The following is a 20,357-nucleotide window of genomic DNA, read 5'->3' as shown; positions in this document are numbered from 1 at the left end:
TCGTCCTAGTTTCGCAACGGCTTGCCGGTCAGCAGCATATGCTCGACCCGGGCCATGGTGCCTTCGTTGCGGACCAGACGCATGAAGCCTTCGCGCTCCAGTTCCAGAATGTCGTCTTCGGAAAGTTCTTCGGTGACATCGGTGTCACCACCGGCCAGAACCCTGGCAAGTTCACCTGCGACGACACGGTCGTAATCGGTGGCCTTGCCCAGACGATAGAAACCATCAACCGCCATCTCGAAGGCAACCCGTGCGCTTTCGCCCGGAAGGCGGTAGGTGAATTCTTCGGGGGCTTCGTAACCCTCGACCATTGCCAATGCGCGTGCCTTGGCATCGGCCAGCAGACGGTTGCGGTTCATGGTGATGCCATCACCCTCGCGGAAGAACAGGTTTTCCTTGGCTTCCATTGCCGATTTGGCAACGGTTGCCACCGAAATGATTTCAAACGCCTTGGCACTTGGGGCCATCGGTCCCTTGGGGAATTTCGGGTTTTCGGACCAGCGACGGATCATTTCCTTGCACCCGCCCCAGGCCGGGATCAGGCCAACGCCGGGTTCGACCAGACCGATATAGGTTTCCCCGTGGGCCTGTACGGCATCACAATGCAAAAGGACCTCGCAGCCACCGCCCAATGCCATGCCGCTGGGCGCGCCAACAACCGGGAAGGGTGAATATTTAAGGGCCTTGTAGGTTTCCTGACCGGTTTCAACGAGGTTTTCGATTTCCGGCCACGCGGCGATATTGGCGGCAAACAGCGCCAGACCAAGATTGGCCCCGGCAGAGAAATTGCTGCCTTCGTTATAGATCACCATCGCCTTGAACTGCTTTTTGACAGTCCGGATGGATGTCTTGATCATGCCAAGAACATCGGCATCAAGCGCATTCATTTTGGTATGGAATTCAAGGCAGGCGACGCCGTCACCGATATCCCAAAGCGATGCGGCGCGGTTGCCGACAACCGGTTCGGATTTGCGTTTGATGTCTTCAAGCAGAAGAACACCGTCCGGGCGAGTGACTTTGGTGTATGTGCCATCAAAACCAAGGAAGAACAGCGTGCCGTCTTCGACCTTGTAAAACGATTTCCCGGCGGCCTTTTTGAGTAATGCCGGGACCTCGATACCATCCGCTTCAAGCATGGCAATCAGGGTATCGACCCCGATGGCATCAATTAGTTCGAACGGGCCGGTTTTCCACGCATAGCCAAGTTTCATCGCGTCATCGACATCGACAATCGAATTGGCGGCTTCTTCGGCGATGAAGGCGGCATAGGCAAGGGTTTTGGCCATCACGGCACGGCCATAAAGGCCCTCCTTGTCATTTGCTTCCATCATTTTGCGCGGGTCTTTACCGGCAGAACGGACGCTTTCAAGGCGGGCTTTTTCCGATCTGGCGAATTCACCGGTCTGAAGATTGACGGATTCCTTGACCTTTTCGCCACCTTCGCGGTTCAGACGGTAAAAACCGCCTTTGCCCTTGCGGCCGGTATAGCCATCCGCGATCAGTTTTCCGACCAGATCACTTTCGCGGTAAATCGCGTGGAACGGATCGGATTTATCAAGGCTACCTGCCATGCTGGATTGCACATGCGGCATCAGATCCAGACCCACCAGATCCATCAGGCCAAAGACACCGGTTTTGGGAATGCCGAACGGGCGACCAATGACGCTGTCGGCTTCTTCGACAGTCAATCCCCGGTCCATGGCTTCGACCATGGCGGCCTGAATCCAGTAGACACCAAGGCGGTTTGCGATAAAGCCCGGCTTGTCATGACAAATGACACAGGTCTTGCCCAGTTTGTGATCGGCAAATTCGGCGACCATGTCGATAACGCCGCTTCGGGTGACGTTTGATCCGACCAGTTCCAGCAGACGCATATAGCGCGGCGGGTTGAAGAAATGCGTGATGATGAAATCCTGCGCAAACCCGTCGCCCATGCCATCGATCAGTGTGGCCAGCGGAATGGTCGAGGTGTTTGACGAGACAACCGATCCCTTGGCGCGAACGGCATCAATTTTGCGATACAGATCCTGCTTGATATCAAGGCGTTCGATGACGGCCTCGACGATCCAGTCACATTTGGCGAGTTTATCAAGATCGTCCTCGATATTGCCGCACGTGATCAGCTTTGCCACACGTTTGGACATGAACGGGGCCGGATCGGTCTTCAGCATTTTGGCAACCGCACCTTCGGCCACCGCGTTGCGGTTTTTTGATCCTTCGGGAACGATATCAAGCAACAGAACGGGCGTGCCCGAGTTGGCGATATGGGCGGCAATTCCGGCCCCCATAACACCGGCGCCGATAACGGCGACCTGTTTGATGCTGGTCATTACATCGCCTCCAGAATGGTCGCGATCCCCTGACCCCCGCCAATACATTGCGAGGCAAGTGCGTATTTGCCGCCTTCACGTTTCAGAAGGGCGGCGGCCTTGCCGACAATACGCGCACCCGTTGCACCCAGCGGATGCCCGATGGCCAGTGCGCCGCCATCGATATTGACGGTTTTGATATCCAGACCAAGGTCGGAAATGCTGGCCATTGCCTGCGACGAGAAAGCTTCGTTCAGTTCAACGACATTAAGGTCGGAAGCCTTGATACCAGCGCGTGTCAGTGCCTTTTTCGAGGCACCAACCGGGCCGATACCCATGATTTCCGGCAGGCAACCATCAACAGCAACAGATTTGATCCGTGCGAGTGGTGTGAGGCCGTGTTTCTTGGCATATTCCTCGGAGCAGACCAGAACGGCAGATGCGCCATCGGTCAGCGGCGAGGATGTGCCTGCAGTGACAACACCATCCGCCTTGAAAGCCGGTTTCAGATCGGCAAGGCCTTCGGCTGTGGTGTCGCCGCGAATGCAGCCATCTTCGGCGATTGTGCCGTCCGGGCCTTCAATCGGGATGATTTCATCGACAAATTTGCCTGCTGCCTGTGCTGCGGCGGCCTTTTTATGGCTTTCTATGGCAAAGGCTTCCTGATCGGCGCGCGACAGGCTGTATTTGGTTGCGACGTTTTCTGCGGTGTCGCCCATGCCCATATATGCCTCGGGCATTTCCTTATACAGGGCCGGGTTTGGCATCGGGTTGAAGCCCATCATCGGCACGCGCGACATGCTTTCGATACCGGCGCAGATGAAGGCATCACCGGCACCAATCGCGATGGCACCAGCGGCCTGATGGATCGACTGCATGGACGATCCGCAGAAACGGTTGACCGTGACACCGCCGACCGATCGTGGCAGACCGGCCAGGAAAGTGATCAGGCGGGCGACGTTAAGACCCTGTTCGCCTTCCGGGAAGGCACAACCCAGAACCAGATCCTCGATCGTGTTGGGATCGATACCGGTTTTATCCACTAGACCTTTGACGACCTGTGCCGCAAGATCGTCAGGACGGACCTTGGCAAGGGCACCTTTGCGTGCCGGGGTGAAAGGTGACCGGACATATCCGGCAATAACGGCATTGGTCATGGCGAAGTATTCCTTCCTGAGCTGTCAGCGATTCCGGAAAGCAATTGTTACGCTACCGGATCGAGTCCTTTTTCTTTAAGCGCATCAATCGATTGTTGTTCGATGTCACGCAATTCGTCCAAAGTGACGTCCAGTGCCTGGCGTTGATCTTCCAGGGCTTCTATTCGGTCCCGAACCCGGGTCAGCAACATCCTGATCTGCTCGGCCTGGGTGGGGTCTGCGCCATAAAGATCCAGATAATCTGCAATCTCTTTCAGCGTGAAACCCAATCGTTTGCCCCGCAGGATGATCAGCATTCTGGCTCTGTCCTGCCGGGTGTAGATCCTTGTCGTGCCGGCACGTTGTGGTGCTACGAGACCTTTTTGTTCGTAAAACCGGATGGTGCGTGGCGTAACCCCCAGATTTTCGGCCAGTTCGGGAACGGTATAAAACCGGTCGTCAATTTTCGTCATTTGATCGCCCCTATGGTATATATTTTTATCTTTACGTCAATTAGTTTACGTTAACGTCACTTGGATTTTTTCCATTCTGTGTGACATGACGTTAACGTATTGAATTATTGTGCTTTTCCCTCGCGTTTCAGACGCTCTTCCTCGACCAGTTCCTTCTTCGACAATTTGCCGACCATGGTTTTTGGAAGTTCTTCCCGGATCTCGATTTCACGTGGCATTTCGATTCTCGAAATCTTGTCATCAAGGAATGTTCGCAAATCTTCGGCGGTTACGTCCGTGACATTGTCCTTCAGCCGCACAAAGGCCTTGGGTGCCTGACCGCGATACTGATCGGGAACGCCGATAACCGTGACCTCGGCGATCTGTTCATGCAGATAAAGCGCTTCTTCGATGGCACGCGGATAGACATTGTAACCGCTGCATAAAATAACGTCTTTAAGTCGATCAACCAGAAATATATATCCGTCCTGATCGGCATAACCGACATCACCGGTTTTCAGCCAGCCATCGACGAAGGTGGCCTCGGTTGCGGCATCGTTCTGCCAGTATCCCGGCATCACCTGCGGACCGCGAACGCAAACCTCGCCCTTTTCCCCGGCAGGCATGACCTGATCGGGCCGATCAAGCGACCTGATCTGGATATCGGCGCCGGGCAAGGGAATGCCGATTGATCCTTCCTTATTGACACCTTTGACCGGATTGCATGTGCAGACCGGGCTGGCTTCGGTCAGGCCATAGCCTTCGACCAGTTTGGCACCGGTGATTTCTTCGAACCGGTGTTTGACTTCAACAGGAAGCGGCGCGCCGCCCGAAATGCAGCAACGGACCGAAGACAGATCATGTTTGAGCGTTTCCGGCGAGTTATTAATCGCCGTGTAGATCGTCGGCACACCGGGGAAGATCGTGACGTTTTTCTTGTCGAGTGCCTTTAACAACGCATCAAGTTCGAAGCGCGGCTGCAGAACAAGTTCCGCCCCAAGATTGATCGATGTGTTCAGTGCCACGGTCATGGCAAAGACATGGAAGAATGGCAGTACACACAGCGTGACTTCATGGCCGGGATTGGCATCGGGCATCCAGCGTGTCAATTGATCGACATTGGCGCTGAGATTCCCGTGGGTCAGCATTGCCCCCTTGGGGCGACCGGTTGTACCACCGGTATATTGCAGCACGGCCAGATCGTTGACCGTTACGTCGGTCACGAAATTTATGGGTTTGCAGTCAGCCAGCCGCGAGAAGGGGATATGACGCAGATCCCTGGGGATTTCGGCAAGTTCGCTGCGCTTGAACAGGCTGAAAAGAACGCTTTTGACCGGGGGCAGGATGTCGCTCATCTCGCAGACGACGATCCGCTTCAGGCAGGTTACATCCAGGCAATCGGCAACCTTGGAATAAATCTGCTTCAGATTAAGCGTTACCATCAGGCGGCAACCGGAATCCTCGATCTGATAGGCGATCTCGCGCTTGGCATAAAGCGGGTTGAAATTGACAACGACACCGCCGCATTTCAGCACGGCATAGTAGCAGATCACGTAATAAGGCGTGTTGGGCAGGCACAGCCCGACCTTGTCGCCTTTACGCACGCCGAGCTGATGAAAGCCTTCGGCGACGCGATCGATTTGTCTGGCAATGTCTTCGTAGTCGTAAATACGACCCAGGAAATCAAGACAGGGGCGCTTGGCAAAACGCTTTGCCGCATCATCAAAAATCTCGTGAACCGGGCGCATACGCACCGGCGAGCTGATATCGACACCGTTTTGCAGGACAGGCGCGTCTTGGACGTTTATTTGGTTCATACGCGTTAACTCCATTACGTTAACGTCACTTTGCGGGCAAAAAAAACCGCCCGGTGCGGAATGGCAAACCGCCATCCCGCATCGAACAGTATAACCGATCAGAACTTGAAATTCGCCTGTAGAGCGATGATGTCGACGTGCGCATCGTAGTCGGCTGCATAGCTGCCAAGGAATGTATCCGTTTCGTCAACCCGTGCCGAGTTTGCGAAAACGTGGGTATATCCAAGGCTTACGGCCGCCCAGTCTGCAACCTTGTATGCGGCACCAAGCGAGACCCAATAACGGTCAGAGTCAGGCAGCCGAACATTCCGATATTTGGTTTTTATTGGCGATTCATCAAAGGCGACGCCACCCGTAAAGGACCAGTTATCGTCATACTGGTATCTTGCGCCAAGTGATGCAAACCAGGCGCTACCCCACTTGTATTCGTCAGAGGTTGAGCTTTGCGTTCCGGCTTGTGGACTAATGTCGCCATCATAGTTGAAGGTGAGCGTGTCGATGGAGTTCCAGTTGGTCCACTGGGCGTCTGCCATAACGGTCCACTGACTGCTCAGTTCCTGGGAGACGCCAAAGGTGATTGATTCTGGCGTGGCAACCTTTGCCGTCGCATTCCGGTCGGTGTAACCAAGTGCGTTGGCAGCCGAATCAAAGTCAATTTTACCGTCAAGTTCGTGCTTGATTTCAGAGTTGTAGGAAAGACCGATTTTCGTACCATCAATCACTTCCCAATTGATACCAGCGGCCCAGCCGGCATCCACTGAATCACCACTTACTTCACTGTTTCCTTCACCGGCACCAGCGAGGTTTGGAACCGACCTAGCGAGCGACGCATCCATCTGCTGAATTTGAGGTCCAGCACCGATCGACAACCCGTTATCAAATCTGTAGGCAAGAACAGGCTTGATATTGATAGTCTTGATTTTGGAGGTTGTACCATAGAAGCGCCCTGCAAAATCAGGTTCATAGTCAGTGACCAGTCCCCATGGTGACGTAATTGAAACACCCAGATTTAACTGGTCATTTAGTTTCCAGACGGCATGGGCGTTAGGTACAAACGCGTCCTGTGCCATATCTTTATAGCTGCCGTTATTGAAGGTTTGAGTATTCGTTACAGCTCCGCCAGAGGCCACAATGTTCTTTGCTTTCGCGACGGGCATGATCAGTGAGCCACCAACACTGTAGCTCGTTTCCTTATATTGCCCGACGGTACCGGGATTGTAGAACATGGTCGATGCATCGGTTGAGAGCGTCGACATGCCAGCAAAGCTGGAGCCCTGTAATGTGCCGCTGGTTTCGCGTACCTGGAAGCCTGAAGCATGGGCGCTGCCGCTTGCGGCAAGTGCGCAGATAAGTGCTGTTCCGGAAGCTGCCCCCCACAGGCAGCCTTTCTTGAATTTGGACGTCATGGGTTTCTCCCTGGATCATAACGGTTTTGGAATTTGCGCTTTTTGCGCCCGCTTTTATTTTTGAAGGTCTTTGGCATCGACCCGGATAAAGTCGATGTCGTAACCCTTTCTTTTGAAACTTGTTTTCAGAAGCCTGCCGTCGTCGCCATACCAGAGATCGCGTTGGACATCCCCGGTCATGACATAGTGTGTGGCGGGTATTTCCCGGTTATTGATGGCAAGTGTTTCTGTCCCGGTTTTCCGGGTTGTCACAGCGTAAGGTTCGGCATTGATTACGCTGTAAAGGCTTGTTTTCGTGGTGACGTCCTCGCGCCAGAGCGTAAGGGGCCATGCGCCGTCACAGGCATCGCGTTTCGCAACACCCTTGCCGGCGACCTCGAAACAGTCACCTTCGTATTCAGCCTTGTAGGTATATGGGGAGCCGTCATCATTTGTATCGGTATCAACGGACACAAGTTGATCGTTCCGCCATTTTTCAAGGCGTGAATGGCCATATTGGAATTGAAGGAAAAGGACTTTCACATCGGTGCGCGTGGTGATGGCGGCAGTATAACCATCGGGCGTGTCGGTGATTTCGACCGTTTCAAAGCCGATGGGTTCGCCATCTTTCAAGACCTGGTAATTCAGCGTTTCGTCGGCATGTGCCGATGAGATTGCACCAAGGCTTCCGATCAGGCCGGCGGCCAAAGTGCAAAGAACGGTGCTTTTGATAAAGCTGTGCCGCATCCCTGTTCCCCTGACGATAGAAATCAATCCAGCATGGATGAAAGTTTTGCCGCGACTCCCATGGAGCCCTTGATCTTGAGCTTGCCCATCGTAAAGGCGAGCATCGGATCAAGTTTGCCGGCAATCATCTTTTCCAGATTGGCTTTCTTGATTTTCAGGATGCAGTCCGCGTCGCTGATATCATCGTCGCTGATTTCCGGTTCCGGACCGGTAGCATCAATGACGATATGTCCGTCTTCGCCGCAATCAAAGGCCACCACGGCATTAAGGCCGCGCAATTGCGGAAGTTTCTGTTTTACGGATTCGAGGATATCCTCCACGAACGCCTCCCTCTGAAGCTGATGTTGTTTTTCTGATTATGTCAGCACTGTAACGTAAAGTGACGTTAACGTAAAACAAATTACGATAGGGATATTTAGGCTCCTATTAAGTCACTGATTTGGATAAATAATCAACTGCAGGATTGTGGTTCCAGACAGCAAAAAGGACCCGAAACTTTCGGGTCCTTTGCAAAGGCATCAAGATGCCGGTACGCGTATAGGTCGTGTTTCGGACGGGCGGTATCAGGAAGCGATCTGCCAGCTTCCATCAGGCAGTATGCAGGCCGTGTCATAGACTTGCTGCTGCCTTCCGCCGATGACAGTTGCCGGTGTATATTCCGGGCAATAGCGGCCAGCCGTATTTTGCCAGGTTCGGGTTGGTGTCATGTCGATCTGGCGTTGCGACTCCGGGTTGATCCAGCATGCTGTCTGCCAGCCGGGAATTTGCTGTAGCGTATATCCCGTGCGCAATGTCGGCCTGATCAAGGCTGCCCCACGGAGTGCCCGTCCAGCAGAACCAGGATGGCGTCGCCAATCATTTCCGGCGTTCCTCGTTTTCGTGAAGGATGTAACCGGCACCCGTACCGACCAGCCCGCCGATTACGGCACCGCAGGAAATACATCCGCCCGTGACGGCTGTACCAACAACGCCAACACCCGCACCGATGGCGGCACCGCTCAGCATTTTCTGATCCCTGTCACCCAAACCGCTGCAGGCCGATAATCCCAATGCGCTTGTAACGGCCAGTGTAATGGCTATGCGTCGCATCTTTCGTGTCCTTCCCATTTTGTTTTATCGCGGCGGTATTCCGGGAAATGGATAAACCACCGATGAAAGCAGTCTGATCGGGCAATAAGGAAGGCATTGGGCCGCTTTAAGGAGAGAGTGCGGCAGATAAGGTAACAAAAAGGCATCCGGGAATGCCTTGATTCAGAACGCGTTTCCGCAGGTGATTGATGCGATTTTGAAACATCATTTGCGTTGAAACGGTTCAAACATCCCGATAGCTTGATGGCGCGATCACGAGCGCGATAACAAAACCGCCAAGATACCAAGGGAAACGTCATGACATTTGCCGCGTGGTTGTCCGTTGCGACAATCTGCATTCTGGGTGCGATGACACCCGGTCCCAGCCTTGCGGTTGTTTTACGTTATTCCGTCGGACAATCCCGTCAGGCAGGATTTGCCTGTGCGGTGGCTCATGGATTGGGCGTCGGTTTTTATGCCGTCATCACCATGACCGGCCTTGGCATACTTTTCCAGACGGTTCCGGCATTTCGCAATATCGTCAGCGTTCTTGGCGCGCTTTATCTGATCTATCTGGCGATCAGGGCATGGCGTGCGGCAGGATCGGGTGCGCGGTTCGAGTCCGAGCAGGGCGGGCAGGTCGCCGAAACAATGACGCAGGCGGCGCGTGACGGTTTCATGATTGCGTTTCTGAACCCGAAGATTGCGTTGTTCTTCCTTGCCCTGTTCAGTCAGTTCGTGTCCCCGGAATTCGAATGGGGGGGTAAATTCCTGCTGGCTTTCACGGCAGCGGGTATTGATGCGGCCTGGTACTGCCTTGTTGCGGTTGGCTTGTCGCATGGCGCGGTTTTGCCATGGCTGCGCGCACATTCGATGTGGATCGAACGCATCATCGCGATATTGTTTGTCGTGATTGCGATGCGGGTCATCATTGGCATTTTGCCGGTTTGACCAAACGCGTTTTTGATCACCCGGTTAGCCCGTCTGCGACGCAAAGCTTTTTACTTCTTCGATGATCCAGTTCCGGAACGCCTGCACCGTCGGGCGGTTCCAGCGGGATTCCGATGACACGAGCCAGTAGGCATAGGGCGTCGGGGCGCAGATTTTGAACGGTTCAATCAGATCGCCATTGCGCAATGCGTCCTGAATGATGACGGGCCAGCCAAGCATGGCACCATGTCCGGCCATTGCGGCCTCAAGTGCGAGATATCCGTCGGAAAACGTGATTTCCTGCCCCGAAAGCGGTTCATCCGTTCCGGCCGCATTGAGCCAGTCCTGCCAGGCGAAAAAACTGAGGCGGTCGACAATGCGGGGCCCGCGCGCGATGTCGGCCGGCTCGCGAAAGCGGTCCTTGAGTGACGGGGCGCAAACCGGCAGCATCTGCTGTTCAAGAAGCTTGTGCACCCGCAATCCTTCCCAGCCACCGCGGCCGAACCGTACCCCGATGTCAACATCGTCACGATCAAACGATGTCAGCCGATTGTCGGTTGAAATCCGGATATCAATTTCCGGATGGCGGTCACGGAACCGGCCAAGACGCGGCACCAGCCATTTTCCGGCAAAAATCACCCCGGTTGTCACGGTCAGGACGTTTTCGTCCTGCCGCGTTGCTGCGGCAATGCTGTCGCGGATGCGGGTAAATGCATCGCTTAATCCCGGCAGTAATCGTTGACCCGCTTCGGTCGGGATCATGCCCTTGTCGGTTCGGGCAAAAAGCTCCAGCCCCAGAAATTGTTCAAGCGTTTTAAGCTGCTGGCTAACTGCACCTGGCGTGACGTTGAGTTCGTCGGCCGTGCGCAGAAGTGTGCCGTTTCGGCCAATCGCCTCGGCGGCGCGAAGGCTGTTTAACGGGGGAAGTGGCGTTCGTTTCATTTTAGAAAATCTAAAATCGTTTCAAAATCCATGAATTGAACCATTCACACGATCTGTTGGAATGTCAATCACGCAATGCCCGTCGATCCCGGATCGGCAGAGCAGAAGATTTAGTTCATCTAAAGGCGGAAGGTGAAATGAAGGATTTCCTGTGCGGTCTTTTTCAGATGTTCTTTGCGCCACCGGCCGAGCCCGATCCCTTGGCAGGTTTCACGCCCCGGATGCTTGACGATCTGCCATTGCGCCCGTGCGGTGTTTTTACGGGCTACCGCCATTTTCAAAATACAGGAGAACACAATGAGCATCGCGAAAACGACGAAAACCCATCCGTATCATATCGTTGATGTTTTTGCGTCATCGGTGCTTGGCGGCAATCCGCTTGCGGTGGTGATGGATGCGGATGATTTATCGACCACCGTGATGCAGGCGATATCGCGCGAGTTCAATTTGTCTGAAACGACCTTCCTGATGCGTCCGGAAACTGCCGGTGGTGCGGATTGGAAACTTCGATCCTTTACCGGGGCCGGGGTCGAGGTTGGTGGAACCGGTCACAATGCTTTGGGGGCATGGTGGCTGCTTGGTCATCTTGGTTTGCTACCGGCCGGTCAGAGGGAATTTACCCAGGAAATCGGTGGCCGTGATCTGCCTGTTGAAGTCCTGAAAGGAAAAGACGGGATTACCGTGACCATGGATCAGGCGCCAGCAGAAGGCCGGGCGGTTCTTTCTGATCTGGATGCGCTTGCCTTGGGGCTTGGTGTTTCGCGTGACGATATTGGTATTGGCAATGTACCGGTGCAAACCGTTTACACCGGCACGGCACATCTTCTGGTCCCGATGCGTAGCCGATCTGTCATTGCGAATGTGGAGCCCGATGTGCGCCGTCTGCGCGATATTCTGGCAACGGTTGGGGCGGAGGGGATTTATCTGTTCTCGCTTGACCCCAAAGACAGAAGCATGACCGCGCATGCGCGTTTCTTCAATCCGACTGCCGGTATTGTCGAGGACCCGGCAACGGGCAGTGCCGCGGGGCCGCTGGCCTGGCAACTGGCGAAGTACGGTTATGCGGATGCGAACGCACCGGTCAGAATCATACAGGGCGTTGAAATGGACCGGCCCAGTGTGATTCGCATCGATCTGGATGGTGATTTCATCAGATTGTCTGGTGGTGGCGTGCTTGCGGCATCCGGGGAATTATTTGTGTAAGGGCGGCTTCGTTTTTACAAGGGTGACCGGCGGGGAGGGCTTGCTTTGCCTTGCCGGTAATCCCGAATTGTCGGATTTGCGTTGAGCGACCCGGTTTCTGCGGCTAGCATGCGGCCAAACACAGCAAAATTCTGGAAACGTTCGAAAATCTGCCAAAAGTGCCACGGGTGACACATATATTATGTCCCCATGTCGCGGACAAAATCAGACAGGCTCTCGTACTGCTTCCATAGTTTTGCAGCTCGTTTCCGCAATTTCGGGCTTTCGGGCCCGTGATACTCAGGCTTTCCCCGCCACCACCCTTGCCGGAGTATTCCGATGACCCAAAATCAGGACGGTGTTGCACCGTCTGAAACCTTGTCTGCTGTGTCCCCAACGCAGCAGAATGAAGACACGCGATCCGCCGATCCTGCAGCGCGAGGATTTCGTCACCTTGGTCCGCATATCGGCTTTTTGCTGGCGCTTTTGCTTTTGGCAGCCAACATGCGTGGCAGCATCGTTGCCATGGGGCCGCTTGCCGAGATTGTCGGCGTTGATTTGCAGCTTTCGGGCGTGCAGCTTGGCCTGCTGACGACCATCCCGGTTCTTAGTTTTGGCGTGCTATCGATCTTTGCGCCGCGCCTTGGGCAGCGGTTCGGGTTGGAGGCAACGCTTCTGACCATGCTGCTGTTTATTGCGGTGGGGCAGGGCCTGCGCGCGACCGGTAGTTATGGCATCATGATTGTTGGCACGATCATTCTTGGATCGGCGATTGCCGTTTTGAATGTGCTGACGCCGTCGCTGGTGCGGCGAAGCTTCCCGACCCGGGTCGCGCTGATTACAGCGCTTTACACCTTTACCATGTCGACCGGTGCGACCGTTGCGGCATTCGTTGCAATTCCGATACGAAATGCGGCGGATGGTGACTGGCGGTATTCATTGGGGATCTGGGCGGTTTTTGCCGCCCTTGCCTTCCTGTTGTGGTTGCCAATGTTGCGCTATCGCCACAAGGGGCCGGCACCCGTTTCTGTCACACAGGTTTCGCTTTGGAAAAATGCCGAAGCATGGTGGCTTGCGCTGTTTTTCGGGTGCCAGTCGCTTATGTTTTATACCGGCACGGCCTGGGTCGCGAAGGTCTTCATCGATAGCGGCATTTCAGAGGGTGAGGCCGCAACCCTTCTGACGATCTTTAACGTGTTTGGCATTCCGGCCGCGTTTGCCGCCCCCCTGATCTATTCAAAAATCGCCAACAAGAAACTGGCGATGGTCATTTTGCATGTTCCGCTGATGATTGGTATTCCCGGCTTTGTTTTTGCCACGACCGAGCTTCCCTATCTTTGGGCGTTCTGCATGGGGCTTGGGCAGGGTGCGATGATCAGTATTGCTTTGACGCTGGTGGGTATTCGCGGTGCGGACCCGCAGACCTCGGCACGGTTGTCGGGTATGTGCCAGTCGGTCGGTTATTTGCTGGCGGCTATCGGCCCGGTTCTGTTTGGTGCCCTGCATGATCTGCTTGGCAATTGGGAGGCGGCCTTGTCCTTCCTGTTTGCGATTGTGTGTATCCAGATGATTGCAGCGCTTCGTGCGGGATCGGCCGAAAAGATCGGCGGATAACGTTTCACGTATCGCCTTCATCAGAGTTGATCGCCCGGACATTAAACCGTCCGGGCTTTCTTTTGCGCGGGGGGATGAGGTTATTCGGCGGCTTCGGCAAGCGGGGTGATATTGCGCGCTTCGTTTGCCAGTTGATCGAGTTTCTGAAGGACTTCGTGGGTTGCGGTTTCCATGCGGGCGAAGGCCTTTTCCGTGGCGACAATATCACGGTTTTTGAAAGCCGTGATTGCCGCCTGACCGGCTTCGTGTTGTGCCAGATGCGGTGCCCGGATCGCGTCAAAAGACGGCAGGTGGCGGAACGGCTTTGATGCCGGGCTGTCATACCATTTGCCAAATCGGCAGGCTTTGGCATCACCCATGTGGATATCGGCACTGCTGCCCAGCCCGGCCAGAAGTTCGGCAACGGATTTGAAGAAGACGGCATGTTCGGCGCGGGCACTTCGTATGGTGCGGTTTGGAATTTCATACTGAACCAGTTCGGAAACCTGCGTTTCGATCAGGCCTTCGACCTGTCCGATAACCCCGATGGCCGAACGGATTGCCGCAACCTGCCCGCCGGTTTGTCCGGCGATGCCGGTAATGCCATCGCGGACGGCATCGGTTGCCTTGTTCTGTTCATCAAGGATGGTTGAAATATCGGCGATACGACGTGTCGTGTCTTCCATCTTGGTGCCGATGTCACCCATTTCGCGGGCAACATCATTCATCACATTCTGACCGCGTGAAACGGCATCATTGCCGCGCGCCATGGCGTCGACGATGCCCTGTGTTTCGCCCTGCAGATTGACGATGCGGCTGCGGATTTCCTCGGTCGCGCGCGCGGTCTGCTGGCTAAGGGCCTTGACCTCGCCTGCGACGACGGCAAATCCCTTGCCGGCTTCGCCCGCGCGGGCGGCCTCGATTGTGGCGTTGAGCGCCAGAAGGTTGGTTTCGGCGGCAATTGCTTCGATGGATGCGACAATCTCGCCGATTTTTTCTGATGCCTCGGCCAGGGCATCGACCCGGCCAGATGCGTCCGACACCGCATGTGCAATGTCATCCATGCTACCAACGGCGTCCTTGACGGTTTGCTGGCCATTGCGGGTGGCGGTGATGGCATCGGTCGCGTTATCGGCAGCAGCGCGGCCATTTTCGGCAATGTGGCTGATGCCTGAAACCATTTGATCAATGGCGGCCGAAATCGATTGTGCCTTGCGGTCGACATCCTCGATGACATTCATCATGCGGGCATTGGATACCGCACTTTGGTTGATCGCAACGGACAGATCCATCGTGCGATCAAGCTGCTGATCGGCAAAGGCGTTTTCCGATGCGTTATGGCGTTTGACGGCACTGGCATCGCAATAGGCGGTCAGGGTCAGTTCGATATCAAGCAGCATGACCGATGTCAGCGAGGTGACAATGCTTGCCGCCTGACCGGCATTCCATCGATGGCGGGTAATGATCGCCTCGATCAGGGCATCGGTGATCGCATTATAGGTCGAGATGTACAGTTTGGGGGTAATGCCGTGGGTTTCGTGGGCCTGGCCGATCTGGCTGGCCTGGATGACGAAAGCCTCGTCAATTTTGCCGTCAAACAGGTTTTTCCAGTGATTTTGCAATGCTTTCGTAAGGGATGCGATGGTTGCCTCCGAAAGCGGGGTGGCTTTCAGGTCGTCACTTTGGCTAATGGTTTTGTAAAAGCCTTCGGCGCGTTTGGCCGATTGATCGTGGATCAGTCCGGATGCCTTGCGCAAGGTGCCAAACGTTCCGGGCAGCACATTATAAAGATCCAGACGATTTTCCAGTTGCGACACAACCAATTCCCCTTACCCCGATCTGACCGCGCGGATGGCGGTTCTTATACATATGGGTGGGAACTTTAGGGTTGGTGAATTCAATCGGCAATGAAATTCGTTGTCGGGATATATCCGTTGTAAGATGTCATGCGGCGTTTGATTGGGCTGTTTCAGCCCGACAGGTTGCAATGATCCAGTCACGGAAGGCCCGAACCGCAAAATTGTTTTCCTTTTCTTCGGGATAAACAACGTAATAGGCATGCCGGTTGGGGATCGAGACGTCAAACGGGGCGACAAGCCGCCCGTTATCAAGTTCTTCGCGCACCAGAAATTCCGGCAGAAGGGCCAGCCCCAGTCCGGCGACGGCGGCCTGGATCACCATGTGGAAATGTTCGAACCTGGGACCGGCAAGTTCATCGACAACCGCAACACCGGTTGCGGCCAGCCAGTCCTGCCAGGCGCGGGGACGGGTGGAATGTTGCAACAGGGTGCAATTGCGGACCCGTTCACGCGCAATCGGCAGATCGTCATTTTCCTTAAGGATTTTGGGTGCGCAAACCGCAATCAGGGTTTCACCCATCAGACGATGAAACACGCAGCCGGGCATGTTGTCTTCGCCAAAATGGATGGCGATGTCGATGCCTTCGCGGGTGAAATTGAATTCGCGGGTCTGGGTGATCAGGTTAAGCTGGATATCAGGCCATGTGGTTTTGAAATCCCCCAGTCGCGGCACCAGCCAGCGCGCGCCAAAGGTCGGCAATGTTCCGACATTCAGCATCCCGCCTGCATCGGAATAGGCCATGACCTGCAGGGTTGCGGCCTCTGCGCGATCGAGAAGGTCGCGCACCTGCGCGGCATAGGCTTCGCCCGCCGCCGTCAGTTTCAGGCGTTTCTTCACCCGACGAAAAAGATCCCGGCCCAGATATTCCTCAAGTGCGCGGATCTGGCGGCTGATCGCGCTTTGCGTCACGTTCAGTTCCTCGGCCGCACGGGTAAAGCTGAGATGCCGGGCAGAGCTTTCGAAAAATTGCAGGGCTGTGAGGGACGGCAGGACGCGACGCATGTGTTTTGATCCCCAAGTTCATTACCAAATGGAATGATATGGTGCGAATATATCGTTTGTGAGAATTCCTGCCAAGTCTTAGCATTTCAATGGTTCGGAACCCCTCGTGCCACCACATGATCCTTCCGGACAGTAAAATTGATCGGGTAATTGATAATATTACGGAAGGAGAGGCAGAAATGCCCCAGCCAGTTAAATTCCCGCTAGACAGCCAGCTTGGCGCTGTTCTTAAAGCTGTTCTTGGTGCGGAGAAGGCCGATTATCTGTTTCGCATGATTGATGTTCATGATCGGCTTCTGGCCGATCCTGCGAATGATGCCGGAAAAGTCAGCCGCCTGACGATGGCGCAGGCGCTTAACATGATCCTGTTTGATGGTCTTCTGGAAGCCGTTCCAGAAGGCAAAGCCTATTCCGAGGATAAACTGGCCGCGGGCGAGCCGATCATTTTCGATCATGGTGCCATTCGTACCGTCGATGGCCCGGTGACCGGCGCATTGCCGCGCGGTCATGTTGCCATGGCACGCATCCTTGCCCCGCTTGGGTTCGATGTTGCCGGTGTTTATCCGTTGTCGCGTCTGAAAATGACGGGTCGGGCGTTTTGCCATGCAGATGAACCGGAACTGATTGCGCAGTTCTTTGTGTCCGAGCTTCACGTCGAAGAATTCAGCCCGGCCTTCCAGCAGGCGGTTGCCAATACGGTTGGCAAATCGGTTGATCCGCTGTCACCCGGTGCCAAGGTCCTGCTGGATCAGTTGGCCGATAACGGCAATATCGGTTTTGCCGATGCCACCAAGCTTCTGCCGGTTCTGGTCAAATGTTTTGGTGCGCAGCACGGCCCGGTAGCCGAGGCCGATTATGAGGTCCTTTTGGCAGAGTCGGCCGAAATGGCGTGGATTTCGACCGAAGGCAATGCGTTCAACCATGCAACGGATCGGGTTGACGATATCGAGGCCGTTGCGAGCGAACAGCGCGCCAAAGGCCGCCCGATGAAGGAAAAGGTCGAGATTTCCAGCACCGGATCGGTGCGTCAGACGGCATTCAAGGCAACCCGTGTCCTGCGTCAGATGCGCGATGCCAATGGCGATCTGGTGACCCGCGATGTGCCCGGTTCCTTCTATGAATTCATCAGCCGTGATCACGTGCGTGACGAGACGACCGGCGAACAAAAACTTGATCTTCGATTTGACAGCAGCAATGCGCAGGGCATCTTTAAAATGACCGCCGGAAGCAAGGCGGCATAAGGAAGCAAAAAGACCGGAATGCCGGAACGGATTATACCGTTCCGGTTTCAAAACATTCTATCGGGTGACAGGCGATCATGGGATCAGTGGACGAAAATTATGATGTCATCATTGTTGGCGGGGCTGTTATCGGAAGCTCCGCCGCGTGGTTTTTGACCGGCCGGGATGATTTCAAGGGCCGGGTTCTGGTCATTGAAAAAGACCCGAATTATGAATTCTGTTCGACAACCCTGTCGGCGGCCTCGATCCGTCAGCAGTTTTCGACCCCGATCAATATTGAAATGTCGGGTTTTGGCATTGAATTCCTGCGCAACCTGAAACGTGATCTTGATCCCGACGTCGATATTTCCTTCCATGAAAAGGGCTATCTGGTTCTGGCGACCGAGTCCGGCCGCGATATCCTGCGGCAAAATCACGCAACCCAGACCAAGCTGGGGGCCGACATCGTCTGGATGGAACCCGACGAACTGGCGGCCAAATATCCGTGGATGAACACATCCGATCTGGCGGCGGCCTGCTGGGGCCGTACCGGCGAGGGATGGTTTGATGCCTATTCCCTGATGCAATCCTTCCGCAAACAGGCCCGCCGTCAGGGGGCCGATTATATCGACGGCGAAGTCGTCGAAGTTCTGCGTGATGGCGATCAGGTCACGGGTGTGGTCCTGAAAGACGGACGGCGGTTTGGTTGCGGGGCGCTTGTCAATGCTGCGGGAACCGGTGGATCAAAAGTTGCCCGAATGGCGGGGCTTGAGATCCCGGTGGAGCCGCGCAAACGCTGTATCTTTGTGTTTGATTGCCGTGATGCGGCCGACATCAACGCGTCCTGCCCGATGCTGATTGATCCAAGTGGCCTTTATGTCCGTCCCGAAGGCGATCTTTTCATTAGCGGGATTGCGCCGCCCGCGGATCGTGATCCGGAATGCTGGGACTTCGAAGTCGATTACAGCCTGTTTGACGATATCATCTGGCCGGGACTTTACGAGCGTTGCGAACGGTTCGAGGCGATCAAGATGGTCAATGCCTGGGCCGGTCATTATTCCTATAACCTGCTGGATCAGAACGCGATCATCGGTCCGCATCCCGAGGTAAAGAATTTCTTCTTTGCCAACGGGTTCTCGGGCCATGGCTTACAGCAAAGCCCGGCAGTTGGTCGGGGTCTTTCGGAACTGATCGTCGCAGGCCATTACCAGACACTTGATATGTCCGTGTTCGGCTATGAGCGCATCCGCGACAATGCCCCGGTTCTGGAACTGAACGTAATTTAAATCGATTTCGTAACGAATGTTCGAAATCAATAACTTAACGATGAAAGCCGGAGCAACCCCACATGCCCCGTGATGACATGACCAACCAGACACAAGATGCCGCGATGGACGCCGCCGCCATCACGGCACGCCAGAAACACAGCGTTTCAAACGGTATTCGCAATGTGCATCCGGTCTATATGGATCGGGCGCTGAATGCCGAAATCTGGGATATTGACGGCAATCGCTATATCGATTTCATCGGCGGGATCGGGGTGCTGAATACCGGGCACCGCAATCCTGTCGTCATGGCGCGTGTGGCGGCGCAATGCGAACGTTTTACCCATTCGTGCTTTAACGCGTTGCCGCATGAACCTTATGTTGCGGTGACGGATTGGCTGGCGGAAAATTGCCCGATTGAAGGTCCGGCAAAATCGATGCTGACCAATTCCGGTGCCGAGGCGATGGAAAATGCCCTCAAACTTGCCCGTGCCTTTACCGGCCGGACGGGTGTTCTGGCCTTTGAAGGGGCGTTTCATGGCCGGACCCTTGCGACCCTCGCGCTGACGGGCAAAACCAAGCCCTACAAGACCGGATTGGGGCCGCTTCCGGGGCCGGTTTACCATTTGCCATACCCTTGCCGTGAAACCGGTGTATCGGTGGCCGATGCAATGGATGCCATCGCCAGATTGTTTGCCGTATCGGTCGATCCGGGCAGTATCGGTGCCGTGGTGATCGAACCTGTACAGGGCGAGGGCGGTTTTCGGGCGTGCGACGCGGCGTTCCTTGCCGAACTGCGCCGTCTTTGCGATGCCAATGGCATGGTTCTGATCGCTGATGAAATCCAGTCGGGCTTTGGCCGGACGGGTAAGATGTTTGCCATCGAGCATGCCAATGTCTGCCCCGACATCGTCGTGATGGGCAAGGGTATTGGCGGTGGTTTCCCGCTGGCTGCGATCACGGGGGCGGAGGATGTGATGAATGCCCTGATGCCCGGTGGTCTGGGTGGGACTTATTCCGGCAATCCGGTGGCCTGTGCTGCGGCGACCGGTGTGTTTGAAGTACTGGAAAAAGACGATATTTTGCATCGTTCCAGGCAGCTTGGCGAAAAATATGCCACCCATATTGCCTGGCTGCGCGATTTGCCCGGTGGGCATGTGATCGGTGCGATGCGCGGTATTGGTGCGATGCGCGCCTTTGAACTGGTTGCAGATGACGGCACCCCGTCGCCAAAACGACTGCAAACATTATTGCAACTGGCCCGTGCAAGCGGGCTATTGTTGATGCCAAGTGGTGAACACGCCAATGTGGTGCGCCTTCTGGCCCCGCTGACCATTCCGTTCGAACAGGTCGATGAAGCCTTTGCGATCATCGGCAAGGTGTTGCCAAAACTGGCAGCGGTGTCGGATGCGGATGACCGGTCGTGATCGCCGTAAAATTCAAAAAGAA

Annotated in this window: 18 protein-coding genes; 7 read left to right on the top strand and 11 right to left on the bottom strand. The window is 55.1% G+C overall.

The features are described 5' to 3' along the window. Positions 1-5: 5 nt before the first annotated feature. The 8 genes from R1T41_RS06870 to R1T41_RS06835 all read right to left on the bottom strand — a co-directional run bounded on the left by R1T41_RS06870 (position 6) and on the right by R1T41_RS06835 (position 8,935). Entirely contained in the window at positions 6-2,330 is a 2,325-nt protein-coding gene (locus tag R1T41_RS06870; protein WP_317340825.1) for a 3-hydroxyacyl-CoA dehydrogenase/enoyl-CoA hydratase family protein, read from the bottom strand. Then, positions 2,330-3,466, bottom strand: a complete 1,137-nt coding sequence (locus R1T41_RS06865) for a thiolase family protein (RefSeq protein ID WP_317340823.1) — start codon at positions 3,464-3,466, stop codon at positions 2,330-2,332. Before R1T41_RS06865 ends, R1T41_RS06870 begins: the two co-directional genes overlap by 1 nt. A gap of 47 nt (positions 3,467-3,513) precedes the next feature. Then, positions 3,514-3,918 (bottom strand): MerR family DNA-binding transcriptional regulator, encoded by a 405-nt coding sequence (locus tag R1T41_RS06860; protein ID WP_317340820.1) that lies wholly within the window; start codon positions 3,916-3,918, stop codon positions 3,514-3,516. 104 nt (positions 3,919-4,022) lie between these two features. After that, positions 4,023-5,714: a long-chain fatty acid--CoA ligase gene (locus R1T41_RS06855; protein ID WP_317340818.1), complete on the bottom strand. Its 1,692-nt coding sequence runs from the start codon at positions 5,712-5,714 to the stop codon at positions 4,023-4,025. 98 nt (positions 5,715-5,812) lie between these two features. Next, positions 5,813-7,120, bottom strand: coding sequence for an OmpP1/FadL family transporter (locus tag R1T41_RS06850; protein WP_097051743.1), 1,308 nt, complete (start codon positions 7,118-7,120; stop codon positions 5,813-5,815). Positions 7,121-7,174: 54 nt separating this feature from the next. Beyond that, positions 7,175-7,846 (bottom strand): DUF6134 family protein, encoded by a 672-nt coding sequence (locus tag R1T41_RS06845; RefSeq protein ID WP_062950370.1) that lies wholly within the window; start codon positions 7,844-7,846, stop codon positions 7,175-7,177. Between the two features lie 23 nt (positions 7,847-7,869). Next, positions 7,870-8,166 (bottom strand): SCP2 sterol-binding domain-containing protein, encoded by a 297-nt coding sequence (locus R1T41_RS06840; RefSeq protein ID WP_062950372.1) that lies wholly within the window; start codon positions 8,164-8,166, stop codon positions 7,870-7,872. Between the two features lie 535 nt (positions 8,167-8,701). Beyond that, a complete protein-coding gene (locus R1T41_RS06835) occupies positions 8,702-8,935 on the bottom strand; it encodes a hypothetical protein (protein WP_062960494.1) in 234 nt (77 codons plus the stop codon). A 297-nt stretch (positions 8,936-9,232) separates the two neighbouring features. Here R1T41_RS06835 and R1T41_RS06830 point away from each other — a divergent pair, with 297 nt between their 5' ends. Next, positions 9,233-9,865, top strand: a complete 633-nt coding sequence (locus R1T41_RS06830) for a LysE family translocator (RefSeq protein ID WP_062950376.1) — start codon at positions 9,233-9,235, stop codon at positions 9,863-9,865. Positions 9,866-9,889: 24 nt separating this feature from the next. On the opposite strand, the gene R1T41_RS06825 is transcribed toward R1T41_RS06830, so the two are convergent. Beyond that, a complete protein-coding gene (locus tag R1T41_RS06825) occupies positions 9,890-10,786 on the bottom strand; it encodes a LysR substrate-binding domain-containing protein (RefSeq protein ID WP_317340814.1) in 897 nt (298 codons plus the stop codon). Between the two features lie 137 nt (positions 10,787-10,923). Here R1T41_RS06825 and R1T41_RS06820 point away from each other — a divergent pair, with 137 nt between their 5' ends. From R1T41_RS06820 to R1T41_RS06810, 3 genes are all read left to right on the top strand, one after another. Next, the gene (locus R1T41_RS06820) at positions 10,924-11,130 is read left to right on the top strand and encodes a hypothetical protein (RefSeq protein ID WP_297204382.1); all 207 of its coding nucleotides are present in this window, start codon (positions 10,924-10,926) and stop codon (positions 11,128-11,130) included. Next, entirely contained in the window at positions 11,084-11,989 is a 906-nt protein-coding gene (locus R1T41_RS06815; RefSeq protein WP_317340812.1) for a PhzF family phenazine biosynthesis protein, read from the top strand. Before R1T41_RS06820 ends, R1T41_RS06815 begins: the two co-directional genes overlap by 47 nt. A 318-nt stretch (positions 11,990-12,307) precedes the next feature. After that, entirely contained in the window at positions 12,308-13,582 is a 1,275-nt protein-coding gene (locus R1T41_RS06810; protein ID WP_317340810.1) for an MFS transporter, read from the top strand. Positions 13,583-13,662: 80 nt separating this feature from the next. On the opposite strand, the gene R1T41_RS06805 is transcribed toward R1T41_RS06810, so the two are convergent. Continuing rightward, positions 13,663-15,378: a methyl-accepting chemotaxis protein gene (locus R1T41_RS06805; protein ID WP_317340809.1), complete on the bottom strand. Its 1,716-nt coding sequence runs from the start codon at positions 15,376-15,378 to the stop codon at positions 13,663-13,665. Positions 15,379-15,505: 127 nt separating this feature from the next. Next, a complete protein-coding gene (gcvA, locus tag R1T41_RS06800; RefSeq protein ID WP_062960499.1) occupies positions 15,506-16,423 on the bottom strand; it encodes a transcriptional regulator GcvA in 918 nt (305 codons plus the stop codon). Between the two features lie 179 nt (positions 16,424-16,602). Here gcvA and R1T41_RS06795 point away from each other — a divergent pair, with 179 nt between their 5' ends. The 3 genes from R1T41_RS06795 to R1T41_RS06785 all read left to right on the top strand — a co-directional run bounded on the left by R1T41_RS06795 (position 16,603) and on the right by R1T41_RS06785 (position 20,335). Next, positions 16,603-17,664, top strand: a complete 1,062-nt coding sequence (locus R1T41_RS06795) for a DUF1338 domain-containing protein (RefSeq protein WP_062960675.1) — start codon at positions 16,603-16,605, stop codon at positions 17,662-17,664. A 77-nt stretch (positions 17,665-17,741) separates the two neighbouring features. Then, a complete protein-coding gene (locus tag R1T41_RS06790; RefSeq protein ID WP_317340806.1) occupies positions 17,742-18,929 on the top strand; it encodes an FAD-binding oxidoreductase in 1,188 nt (395 codons plus the stop codon). 62 nt (positions 18,930-18,991) lie between these two features. After that, complete coding sequence (locus R1T41_RS06785) at positions 18,992-20,335, top strand: aspartate aminotransferase family protein (RefSeq protein WP_317340804.1); 1,344 nt, start codon at positions 18,992-18,994, stop codon at positions 20,333-20,335. The last annotated feature ends 22 nt before the right edge of the window (positions 20,336-20,357 follow it).

The sequence above is a fragment of the Thalassospira lucentensis genome (assembly GCF_032921865.1).
GTDB lineage: Bacteria > Pseudomonadota > Alphaproteobacteria > Rhodospirillales > Thalassospiraceae > Thalassospira > Thalassospira lucentensis_A.
Note: the sequence above shows the minus strand (reverse complement) of the source record. Positions and strands in the feature narration are given on the sequence as shown.